Below are 12,194 nucleotides of genomic sequence, written 5' to 3'. Positions count from 1 at the left end.
CCCACGCGCCCCGCCCGGTTCGCGTAAAGTGTCATTGGTCTCGTCAAACCCACTATCGTGTGTCGCCATTACCATGAAGATTGAGCTTCAAATATGTTGATAATGGCCTCGCTGGCGCGAGAGACTACTCCCCAAGAGCGAGCGCATTTTAGCCTCAACGCCTGACGGAATACAACCTCTGCCCGTTTTACCTTTCGACCCCGCTCGCCACCTTTGAAACCAAAGGACAAAAAACCGCCATTACCCCTACTTATCCCAAGCCTTGCGCGCTATAATCGCGTGTTATTTTCACTTCATTAAATCGCGCGAACCTGACGATGCAAAAATTCGACGTTAAAACTTTTCAGGGCATGATCCTCGCGCTGCAGGATTACTGGGCCCAACAAGGTTGTACCATCGTACAACCGCTCGACATGGAGGTAGGTGCAGGCACCTCTCACCCAATGACTTGTCTGCGTGCAATTGGTCCAGAGCCAATCGCAGCAGCTTACGTTCAGCCTTCTCGTCGTCCAACTGACGGCCGATACGGTGAAAACCCTAACCGTCTGCAACACTACTACCAGTTCCAGACCATCCTGAAGCCGTCCCCAGACAACATTCAGGAACTGTATCTTGGTTCGCTGCGTGTGCTGGGTATTGACCCTGAAGTTCATGACATCCGCTTCGTAGAAGACAACTGGGAAAACCCGACGCTGGGTGCCTGGGGTCTTGGCTGGGAAGTTTGGCTGAACGGCATGGAAGTCACCCAGTTTACTTACTTCCAACAAGTAGGTGGTCTTGAGTGTAAGCCTGTTACCGGCGAAATCACTTACGGTATCGAACGTCTGGCAATGTACATCCAGGGCGTCGATTCAGTTTACGATCTGGTATGGACCGAAGGCCCATTTGGCAAAGTAACCTACGGCGATATCTTCCACCAGAATGAAGTAGAGCAATCGACCTACAACTTCGAATACGCTGACGTAGATTTCCTGTTCACTTACTTCGACCAGTGCGAGAAAGAGTGTAAATCTCTGCTTGAACTAGAGAAGCCTCTGCCATTGCCAGCGTATGAGCGCATCCTGAAAGCAGGCCATGCATTTAACCTGCTGGACGCACGCAAAGCTATCTCAGTGACCGAGCGTCAACGCTACATCCTGCGTATCCGCAACCTGACCAAGTCAGTTGCTGAAGCGTACTACGCATCCCGTGAAGCTCTTGGCTTCCCAATGTGTAAAAAGGGTGAGGAGAAGTAAGATGGCGAACAATTTCCTGATTGAGCTGGGTACTGAAGAGCTGCCACCAACGCAACTTCGTACACTGGCAGAAGCATTTGCAGCAAACTTTGAGCAAGAGCTGAAAGACGCTGAACTGACCCACGAGGGTGTAGTTTGGTACGCAACCCCTCGTCGTCTGGCACTGAAAGTCACTGCGCTGGCTGACCAACAAGCTGACAAGATGGTTGAGAAACGAGGCCCTGCCATCTCTGCCGCTTTTGACGCAGACGGCAACCCAACCAAAGCCGCACAAGGTTGGGCGCGTGGTTGTGGTATCGATGTATCAGAAGCCGATCGTATGGTGACTGATAAAGGTGAATGGCTGCTGTTCAAGCAAGAAGTTAAAGGCCATAACACCAAAGACATCGTTGTTGCGCTGGCCGACAAAGCGCTGGCGAATCTGCCAATCGCGAAGCCAATGCGCTGGGGTGACAAAGATACCCTGTTCATCCGTCCGGTGAAGACCCTGACTATCCTGCTGGGTGACGAGCTGATTGAAGGCACCATCATGGGTGTTGATTCAGCGCGTACCATCCGTGGTCACCGTTTCATGGGCGAAGCGGAATTTACTATCGACAATGCTGACCAGTATCCAGCGATTCTGGAAGAGCGCGGTAAAGTCATTGCCGATTACGAAGCACGTAAAGCCACTATCATCGCTGATGCCCAAAAGGCAGCGGAGCTGGTGGGTGGTATTGCTGATCTGGAAGATGATTTGGTTGAGGAAGTCACGTCTCTGGTTGAGTGGCCAGTGGTACTGACTGCAACCTTCGAAGAGAAGTTCCTGAAGGTTCCTTCAGAAGCCTTGGTTTACACCATGAAAGGCGACCAGAAGTACTTCCCTGTTTACAGCGAAGACAAGCAGCTTCTGCCTAACTTCATCTTCGTATCAAACATCGAATCGAAGGAACCTCGCCACGTTATCGAAGGTAATGAAAAAGTGGTTCGCCCACGTCTTGCGGATGCAGAGTTCTTCTTCGACACCGACCGTAAGCGTCCTTTGATTGACCGTCTACCACAGCTGGAAACGGCTATTTTCCAAAAGCAGTTGGGTACCATCAAAGACAAGACAGACCGCATCACTGAGCTTGCCGGCTACATTGCTGACAAGATTGGTGCTGACGTCGAAAAAGCAAAACGTGCAGGCCTTCTGGCGAAATGCGACCTGATGACCTCCATGGTTTTCGAATTCACCGAAACTCAGGGCGTGATGGGTATGCACTACGCGCGTCATGATGGCGAAGCAGAAGACGTTGCCGTTGCCCTGAATGAGCAATACATGCCGCGTTTCGCAGGTGATGAACTGCCAGGCAATGGTGTTTCTTCAGCACTGGCGATGGCAGACAAGCTGGATACCATCGTAGGTATCTTCGGTATTGGCCAGGCACCAAAAGGTTCTGACCCATTCGCGCTGCGTCGTGCTTCTCTGGGTGTCCTTCGCATTATCGTTGAGTACGGTTACGATCTGGATCTGACCGATCTGATTGCCAAAGCCAAATCGCTGTTCGGCGACCGTCTGACTAACGATAAGGTTGAAGCTGACGTTATCGAATTCATGCTGGGTCGTTTCCGTGCATGGTATCAGGACGAAGGCCATAGCGTAGATGCCATCCAAGCCGTGCTTGCAATGAACCCTACCCAACCGGCTGATTTCGACAAGCGCGTGAAAGCTGTAACGCACTTCCGTTCACTGGATGCTGCTGAGTCTCTGGCGGCTGCGAATAAGCGTGTTGGTAACATCCTGGCAAAATACGACGGCGAATTGTCTGACACCATCAACAGTGAGCTGTTGGTTGAAGATGCAGAAAAGGCGTTGGCTGAAAAAGTCACCGCAATGGTTGAAGCGCTGAAGCCTGTCTTTGCCGCTGGTGATTACCAAGCTGCACTGACCCAATTGGCAGACCTGCGCGAACCTGTTGATACCTTCTTCGACAACGTGATGGTAATGGCTGAAGACGAAGCGCTGAAGGCGAACCGTCTGGCACTGCTCAATACCCTGCGAGGCCAGTTTATGAATGTTGCAGATATCTCTCTGCTTCAGAAATAAGTTCGGCAAGAAAAGTAAATCAAGAGCCCCGTTTGAACGGGGCTTTTTTGTATCGATATAAAAGTCTTTCCACCAGCCTCATTCATAGCCTCTAAAGCGATATCTTCAACCCTGTTTAATCTTAAATTGTCTGCATGTTTCACGTGGAACATCTCTCGAAACGCTTTCTAAACTCCCTCCTTCCCTTATCTGAAACGACAACCTTTCCGCCGTCCGCTACATGTTAAAAAGAAAGCAGAAATTGCATTCATTTTGTGCAATGAATCAGTTATGGTTTGTCGACTAACCTGAAGGAACAAAGGATTAAATAGGTTTCGCGCTATGCAGTTTTCTAAGTTTGGAAATAAGTTTTCTCAGCATTCCGGCATCACACAGTTGATGGACGATCTCAATGACGGACTAAGAAACCCGGATGCCATTATGCTTGGTGGTGGCAACCCAGCGGCGATTCCTGAAATGCTTGAGCATTTTGAAGACTTGAGTAGACGGATGCTAGATGATGGCTCTCTTGTCGCAGCACTCTCAAACTACGATGGCCCGCAAGGGAAAACAGCTTTTATCGCAGCATTGGCAGAGATGTTGAATAAGACATTTGGATGGCAGGTGACATCTAAAAACATCATGCTGACCAATGGCAGTCAGTGCGCCTTCTTTTATCTCTTCAACCTTTTCGGCGGGCAGTATGATGACGGCAGCTTTAAGAAGATCCTCCTGCCTTTAACACCTGAATATATTGGTTACGCCGATTCGGGTTTGGACCCTGATATCTTTACCAGCTTCAAACCGACTATCGAGCATCTGGATAACCGCCAGTTTAAATACCATGTAGATTTTGATGCGCTGGAAATTGACGAGTCAGTTGCGGCTATTTGTGCCTCACGACCAACAAACCCAACCGGAAACGTACTTACTGATGAAGAGATCGCAAAGCTTGATAAGCTGGCACGAGCGAACAATATTCCCCTCATCATCGACAATGCTTATGGCGTCCCCTTCCCTAACATCATCTTCGAAGATGTGAAGCCTTTCTGGAATGAGAACACTATCCTGTGTTCAAGCTTATCAAAGTTAGGTTTACCAGGTGTACGCTGCGGCATCATCATTGCGCAGGAAGACATTATCACTGCCCTATCCAACATCAATGGCATTGTCAGCTTGTCACCTTGTGGTGTTGGCCCTGCACTCGCACTTGAGATGATTAAAACCGGCGACTTACTGTCGCTCAGTGAAACCGTCATTAAGCCCTTCTATCAGAAGAAAGCCAAACGTAGTATCGAGCTTCTTCAAAAAGCGATTCCTGATAACCGATTCAAAATACACAAACCAGAAGGTGCTATCTTCCTTTGGCTATGGTTTGAGGGGCTACCCATCAGCACCAAAGAACTATACCAGCGCCTAAAGCAACGCGGTTTACTGATTGTACCTGGCGAATACTTCTTTATTGGTTCAGACCTGGATTGGGATCATACCCGTGAATGCCTAAGAATGAACTATGTTCAGGATGACGACGCCATTGCGCGGGGTATCGAGATACTTAAAGAGGAAGTGGAAAAGGCTTACGCTGAGTCTTAATTCTCCACCAAAGGTTCCACGTGAAACATCGCCCAGTTGGTAAATCGACTGGGCTTCTTTGTGCTCATCTTATAATTGGACTCACTAATCTGCTCGCAAACAGCAAAACGTGTTCTTTAGTCATTTGAATTTAACCGCTAGTGTTTCACGTGAAACACCGATTGGGAGGATTCAATGACAGTGAATAAAGCAAATTGTGTGGCAGAAACTGATGTGAAAGTTGGAGTTCTGACAGGAACTTTAGTCGAACCAGAATCCTCTCAACATGGCAAAACAGTGTATTTGATCATTGCCGGAAGTGGACCTACGGATAGAGATGGTAATCAACAATCGATAATAACGGACACGTACAAAAAGCTCGCACAAGCCCTTTCTCAACTAAACATCGCTTCATACCGCTATGACAAAAGAGGTGTCGGTGAAAGTAAGGTAGACGGGTTAAAAGAAGAAGCCCTCACCATTGATACCTATATTGATGACGCTGTTTACGTGATTGATTGGCTGCGAAAAAAATATCCAACATCTAAAGTGGGTGTCATTGGTCATAGTGAAGGCGGGCTCATCGGTCTGGCTGCCGGACTGAAAACAGACATTGATACGCTTGTGCTCGTCGCCACACCGGGTCGCCCAATAGACCAAATCATACTGGAACAACTTTCAGCGCGAGCTCCCCAACTTGTTAATGAAGCCGAAGCCATTATCGATGCATTAAAATACGGTGAAAACGTCACTCACATCAGCGAGAGCCTATTTCAGCTATTTAGACCCTCAGCCCAGGCTTATATGAAATCCTTACTGAGACTGGATCCCTGCTCTCTAATATCCCAAAGAAAAGGTAAAACTCAAATTGTTCAAGGGGAGCATGATTTACAAGTGACAAAAGAAGATGCGCTTGCACTTTATACGGATAACGAAAAACAAGTAACCCTAAGATTAACCGATTCGATGAATCACGTTCTGGTGGTGGTAAATGACAACCTAGAAGATAACTTGGCGTCTTATCAGAATCCGTCTTTAGCCATTCATGAAGAATTGATAAACAGTATTATTGAACACGCTTAAAGTTTTATAATTCAATAACTTAAACAGATACGTCACGCTACGTAAAAAAAACGCCGCTAATGCGGCGTTTGGTACTCAGATTTTACGTAGAATCACGTGGTTACACGTCGAGGTTGGCAACCTTCAGGGCGTTATCTTCGATAAACGCACGACGTGGCTCAACGTGATCACCCATCAATGTCGTGAAGAGCTCATCTGCTGCTACCGCATCCTGAATGGTCACGCGCATCATACGACGTGATTCTGGGTCCATGGTGGTTTCCCAAAGTTGATCAGGGTTCATCTCACCCAGACCTTTGTAGCGCTGACGGCTAAGACCACGGTTAGATTCTTTAATCAACCAAGCCAGTGCATCTGCAAAACTCTTAACAGGTTGCTTACGCTCACCACGTTGAATGTACGCAGTATCATCCAGGAGACCATCAAGTGCTTCTGCCAGATCAGCGATACGTCCGTACTCTTTTGAGTTCAGCAAGTCGTAGCTGATGAGATACTCATGATCGACACCGTGGGTACGAACAATCAATTCTGGTTGGTAAGCCTGATGCTCTTCATCAAACTTCACCTCAGCGCGGTACTGGCTTTCACCGGTCGAGTTCTTATTCAGAACATCCACCAGCGTACCAATCCAGGCGCGTACTTCACCCTCGTTGCTCAGCGTATCTACACTCAGACGCGGTTGGTAAACTAGCTCGTTGAGCATCGCGTATGGGTAACGACGGTTCATGCGCTTAATCAGCTTCATGACACCGTTGTACTGCTTAACAAGCTCTTCTAACGCCAAACCATTCAGTGCTGGTGCATCTTGGTTAACGAAGAGTGAAGCGTTTTCCAGCGCGATAGATACCTGGTATTGCTCCATCGCTTCATCATCTTTGATGTACTGCTCTTGTTTACCTTTCTTCACTTTGTAAAGCGGCGGTTGAGCAATGTAGACATAGCCGCGTTCAATCAGCTCAGGCATTTGACGATAGAAGAAGGTCAACAGCAGCGTACGGATGTGCGAGCCGTCGACGTCCGCATCGGTCATGATGATGATGCTGTGGTAACGCAGCTTATCAGGGTTGTACTCGTCGCGGCCAATACCACAACCTAGTGCAGTGATCAGCGTTGCGACTTCCTGCGAAGAAAGCATCTTGTCAAAGCGCGCTTTTTCAACGTTCAGGATTTTACCCTTCAGTGGCAGGATAGCCTGGTTCTTACGGTTACGACCCTGCTTCGCGGAACCGCCCGCAGAGTCACCCTCCACAATGTAGAGTTCAGACAGTGCAGGATCTTTTTCCTGACAGTCTGCAAGCTTGCCTGGCAGGCCAGCTAAATCCAGTGCGCCTTTACGACGGGTCATTTCACGTGCTTTACGTGCCGCTTCACGCGCACGCGCCGCATCAATGATTTTGCTACAAACGATCTTCGAGTCTTGTGGGTTCTCAATCAGGAACTCAGACAGTTTCTCGTTCATTGCTGACTCAACCGCAGACTTGACTTCTGAAGAAACCAGTTTGTCTTTAGTCTGGCTTGAGAATTTCGGATCCGGCACTTTCACAGACACAACGGCAGTCAAACCTTCACGGGCATCGTCGCCAGAAGTCGCTGCTTTGGCTTTCTTCGAATAGCCTTCTTTGTCCATGAAGGAGTTCAGCGTACGGGTCAGAGCTGCACGGAAACCGGCAAGGTGAGTACCGCCATCACGCTGAGGAATGTTGTTGGTGAAACAGTAAATGTTTTCCTGGAAACCATCGTTCCACTGCATTGACACTTCTACCGACACACCATCTTCGCGTTCATGTTCAAAGTGGAACACAGTTGGGTGAATAGGTGTTTTGTTGCGGTTGAGGTGCTCTACGAATGCGCGGATACCACCTTCATACATGAAGTGGTCTTGCTTATTCTCTTCGCGCTCATCAATCAATTTGATAGACACGCCAGAGTTCAGGAATGATAGCTCACGCAGGCGTTTAGCCAGAATGTCATAATGGAATGTAGTGTCAGAGAAAGTCTCGTCACTTGGCCAGAAACGGATACGGGTTCCAGTTTCTTCAGTATCACCAATCGCTTCCAGAGGCTGCTCAGGCACACCCATTTTGTAGATTTGCTGGTGGATGTTGCCGTGACGCCAGATGGTCAGTTCAAGCTTCTCAGACAGGGCGTTTACTACCGAAACACCTACACCGTGAAGACCACCGGAGACTTTGTACGAGTTGTCATCGAACTTACCACCGGCATGAAGTACCGTCATGATAACTTCCGCTGCTGATACACCCTCTTCTTCGTGGATGTCGACAGGAATACCACGACCGTCATCTTTTACAGATACCGAACCGTCTTCATGGATGGTGACCACGATGTCATTACAGTGACCAGCGAGAGCTTCATCGATAGAGTTATCGACCACCTCAAAGACCATGTGGTGCAGACCGGTACCGTCGTCAGTATCACCGATGTACATCCCCGGACGCTTTCGTACTGCATCCAGACCCTTGAGTACCTTGATACTCGATGAATCGTAATTGTTGGACATTGAGTTACTCTCGCTTAATTTTATTCTGCGGCTATTTTACCGTTTTCCACATGAAACATCTTACTATTTTCGTCGCACATTTCAGCGACCTGATCGGCACTAATGGCACTTACAAATACCTGTGCACCTGTGGCTTTTAACTGCTCAGCCAATAGCGCCCGTCGTTGGCTATCCAACTCGGACGCAAAGTCATCTATCAAATAGATGCATTGCTTTTGTTTGTCTTCGGTCAGTTGTTGGCCCTGTGCTAAACGAAGTGCACAAACCATCAACTTTAACTGCCCACGGGAAAGTACATCTTCCACCGGGGTGCCGCCCACGCGAAGGCGAAGATCTGCCTTGTGAGGACCACTGACCGTGTACCCGAGTTGCTGATCGCGTAAAAAGTTCTCGCGCAACAACTCGGCGTAATCTGTCTCTTTATCCCAACCACGCGTGTAGTTGAGTTTGATTTCATACTCAGGCAGAAACGCTTCACATAGCTTGGAAGCACGTTCTGAGAGCTTTTCAATGTAGTCTTTACGCCACTGGTCAATTTGGTTGGCCAAAGGCGCTAATTCCGCATCCCAGTAACTAAGCTCACGGTAGTTACGCGCTGTTTTCATCAGCGCATTGCGTTGCTTGGTAAGCCGTTTCACCCTAGACCACGCAGGGTAAAACTGGGGTTCCACGTGAAACACACCCCAGTCGATAAATGCCCGGCGGAATTTCGGACCACCGGTTAACAGCTCAAACCCTTCCGGGGTAATCAGTTGCATCGGCAAGACTTCGGCAAGCTGCACCAGCTTCTGCCCTTTTTCCTCACCAATTTTCACTTCTGTCGAACCGTCGCGGTTTTTCTGGAGTCCTACTGGTAGTAAGGACTCACCTGCTTGCACGCGACCGTGTACAACTAATCTGTCTTGCTGGTGTCGGATCACCCTTCCGGTCAGCTGGCTTCGAAACGAACGGCCATGCCCCAGATAGTAAACCGCCTCCAACACACTGGTTTTTCCACTGCCGTTAGGCCCTACAAGAAAATTGAAGCCTGATGACAGGCTAAGGTCACAGGCTTCAATATTTCTCAAATCATGGATAGAGAGTCGGGATAGCGCCATATTACAGACGAATAGGCATCACGACGTACATGGCGTCATCATTACTGACATCTTCTACCAGTGTACTCGCGGTACCATCTGTCATCGAAAAGCGTACTTGTTCGCACTTAAGCGTATTTAATACATCCAGCACGTAACTGACGTTAAATCCGATTTCCAAGTCTTCGCCATCGTAATTAACGTCAACAAACTCTTCCGCTTCTTCCTGCTCAGGGTTATGCGCAGAAATACGAAGCTGGCCTGAGCTCAAGTTCAAGCGCACACCGCGGAATTTCTCATTCGACAAAATCGCTGCACGTGAAAATGCCTGACGCAGTTCGTCACAATCTGCTTCCATGATTTTGTTGGAAGATTGCGGCATAACACGGCGGTAATCAGGGAATCGACCATCCACCAGCTTAGAGGTGAACACAAACTGGTTCACCTGAGCGCGGATGTTGGCACTGCCAATCTGTATGGTCACTGGCGCTTCTGGGTTATCCAGCATGCGCATCAATTCAGTCACGCCTTTGCGCGGAACAATCACTTGTTGGCCAGCCAGTTCATTGTCGAGCGCAGTTGTACCTACCGCCATACGGTGACCGTCAGTGGCCACAGAGCGAAGTGTAGTGCCATCAGTCTCCAGCAACATACCGTTCAGGAAATAACGGACATCCTGATTAGCCATGGAGAATGCAGTGCTTTCAATTAACTGGCGGAGCTTGCCTTGTGGCACCGTGAACTCCACGTTGCTCTGCCAATCTTCGATATTCGGGAAGTCAGCAGCTGGCAATGTCGACAAAGTAAAACGGCTGCGGCCTGAACGGATTACTGCGCGATCACCTTCGAGCGTAAAGCTGATAGGTGCGCTGTCTGGCAGACCACGGCAAATATCTAAAAACTTACGAGATGGAACGGTCACTGCCCCATCTTCTGCTTCACTTTCCAGCGGCAGATTAGCAATCAGCTCAACTTCCAAATCCGTACAGGTCATGGAAAGTTGTCCGAACTCTACTTTCAGCAGGATATTGCCAAGAATAGGCAGCGTAGGTCGTCCCCCTAATGCACCAGACACCTGCTGCAGGGGTTTCAAGAATTGGTCACGGGTAACTGTAAATTTCATATTAAGACGACAAAGTCCGGATCAGGTTGGAATAATCTTCTTTTATATCGTGGCTCTCTTCGCGCAGCTGTTCAATCTTTCGGCATGCGTGAAGTACCGTAGTATGATCGCGGCCACCAAATGCGTCGCCAATCTCCGGCAAACTGTGGTTGGTCAGCTCTTTTGACAGTGCCATCGCCACCTGGCGTGGGCGTGCCACAGAGCGGCTGCGACGTTTCGACAACAGGTCCGCCATTTTGATTTTGTAGTACTCGGCGACGGTTTTCTGGATGTTGTCGATGGTGACCAGTTTTTCCTGAAGCGCCAGCAAATCACGCAGGGCTTCACGGACAAAATCGATCGTAATAGCACGGCCGGTGAAGTTAGCATTCGCTATCACGCGGTTCAGCGCTCCTTCTAGCTCTCGAACATTTGAGCGCAGACGTTTAGCGATAAAGAACGCCACTTCGTCTGGCAGGCGAATATTGTGGTCTTCCGCCTTTTTCATCAAAATTGCCACGCGGGTTTCAAGCTCTGGTGGCTCGATAGCAACGGTCAAACCCCAGCCAAAACGGGATTTCAGACGATCTTCCACACCGCTGATCTCTTTTGGATAACGGTCAGAGGTGAGGATGATTTGTTGGTTACCTTCCAAGAGCGCATTAAAGGTGTGGAAGAACTCTTCCTGTGAGCGCTCTTTGTTGGCGAAGAATTGAATATCATCGATAAGCAGCGCATCAACGCTACGGTAGTAGCGCTTAAACTCTTCAATCTGGTTGTTCTGCAGCGCTTTAACCATGTCCTGAACAAAACGTTCGGAGTGCATGTACACCACACGCGCATCGGTTTTGCGATCAGAAATCGCATTACCTACAGCGTGCAACAAGTGGGTTTTACCCAAACCTGTGCCGCCATAAAGGAAAAGTGGGTTATATGCCGCACCGGGGTTATCTGCGACCTGGCGAGCTGCTGCCAATGCCAGTTGGTTCGACTTACCTTCTACGAAGTTAGTGAACTTGTGCTTCGGATTCACGTTAGAGCGGTGATTCACATCTGATTGCACAGGAGAAGGTGCGGGCTCCCAGATACGCCCAACAGGTTTAGCGGCCGGTGCGACAGGGGCTGGTGCTGCAGGCTGGCTTGGCGGCGCAACCGGGGCCACCGGTTTACTGCCGACTTCAAAGCGCAGGACAGGCAAATCGTTACCACAAAATTCATTCAGTAACTGATTGATACTATTTAGATATTTATCGCGAACCCAATCCAGTACAAAACGGTTTGGCGCGAACAAAGTCAGGGTATTGTCATTTAACTCCGCCTGAAGCGGTCGAACCCACATGCTGAATTCTGTTGCAGGAAGATCCTCTTGAAGGCGCTGAAGGCACTGCAACCAAAGCGAAGATGACACGTCTGACTCCACACTTATTTATTAATGAAAAGGGAAGTAAGTTTATACTTGTACGAGGAGGATCGCTAGCGAAGAGATCCCTTTTGCAGTGAATAAGATCTAAGTTATACACACAGATCGCACATTTAGTTTGCAGATCGGCACAGCTAACAC

8 protein-coding genes are annotated in these 12,194 nt (G+C 48.8%); 4 read left to right on the top strand and 4 right to left on the bottom strand.

The annotated features are described in order from the left end of the window. Window positions 1–317: 317 nt before the first annotated feature. From glyQ to VP504_RS11525, 4 genes are all read left to right on the top strand, one after another. Window positions 318–1,235, top strand: coding sequence for a glycine--tRNA ligase subunit alpha (glyQ, locus tag VP504_RS11540; protein WP_325891290.1), 918 nt, complete (start codon window positions 318–320; stop codon window positions 1,233–1,235). 1 nt (window position 1,236) lies between these two features. Continuing rightward, window positions 1,237–3,303, top strand: a complete 2,067-nt coding sequence (gene glyS, locus VP504_RS11535; protein ID WP_325891289.1) for a glycine--tRNA ligase subunit beta — start codon at window positions 1,237–1,239, stop codon at window positions 3,301–3,303. Between the two features lie 321 nt (window positions 3,304–3,624). Next, complete coding sequence (locus VP504_RS11530; RefSeq protein ID WP_325891288.1) at window positions 3,625–4,875, top strand: valine--pyruvate transaminase; 1,251 nt, start codon at window positions 3,625–3,627, stop codon at window positions 4,873–4,875. A 174-nt stretch (window positions 4,876–5,049) separates the two neighbouring features. Next, the gene (locus tag VP504_RS11525) at window positions 5,050–5,937 is read left to right on the top strand and encodes an alpha/beta hydrolase (RefSeq protein WP_325891287.1); all 888 of its coding nucleotides are present in this window, start codon (window positions 5,050–5,052) and stop codon (window positions 5,935–5,937) included. Window positions 5,938–6,037: 100 nt separating this feature from the next. On the opposite strand, the gene gyrB is transcribed toward VP504_RS11525, so the two are convergent. The 4 genes from gyrB to dnaA are packed head-to-tail and all read right to left on the bottom strand — an operon-like array spanning window position 6,038 to window position 12,041. After that, window positions 6,038–8,455, bottom strand: a complete 2,418-nt coding sequence (gene gyrB, locus VP504_RS11520) for a DNA topoisomerase (ATP-hydrolyzing) subunit B (protein WP_325891286.1) — start codon at window positions 8,453–8,455, stop codon at window positions 6,038–6,040. 20 nt (window positions 8,456–8,475) lie between these two features. Beyond that, window positions 8,476–9,552: a DNA replication/repair protein RecF gene (gene recF, locus VP504_RS11515; protein ID WP_325891285.1), complete on the bottom strand. Its 1,077-nt coding sequence runs from the start codon at window positions 9,550–9,552 to the stop codon at window positions 8,476–8,478. Between the two features lies 1 nt (window position 9,553). Beyond that, window positions 9,554–10,654 (bottom strand): DNA polymerase III subunit beta, encoded by a 1,101-nt coding sequence (gene dnaN, locus VP504_RS11510; RefSeq protein ID WP_046303087.1) that lies wholly within the window; start codon window positions 10,652–10,654, stop codon window positions 9,554–9,556. 1 nt (window position 10,655) lies between these two features. Further along, on the bottom strand, window positions 10,656–12,041 hold the full coding sequence (gene dnaA / locus VP504_RS11505) for a chromosomal replication initiator protein DnaA (protein WP_325891284.1): 1,386 nt from the start codon (window positions 12,039–12,041) through the stop codon (window positions 10,656–10,658). Window positions 12,042–12,194: the final 153 nt, after the last annotated feature.

Source organism: Grimontia sp. NTOU-MAR1 (assembly GCF_035758505.1).
GTDB classification, from domain to species: domain Bacteria; phylum Pseudomonadota; class Gammaproteobacteria; order Enterobacterales; family Vibrionaceae; genus Enterovibrio; species Enterovibrio marinus.
This window is presented reverse-complemented; position numbering and strand designations above follow the sequence as displayed.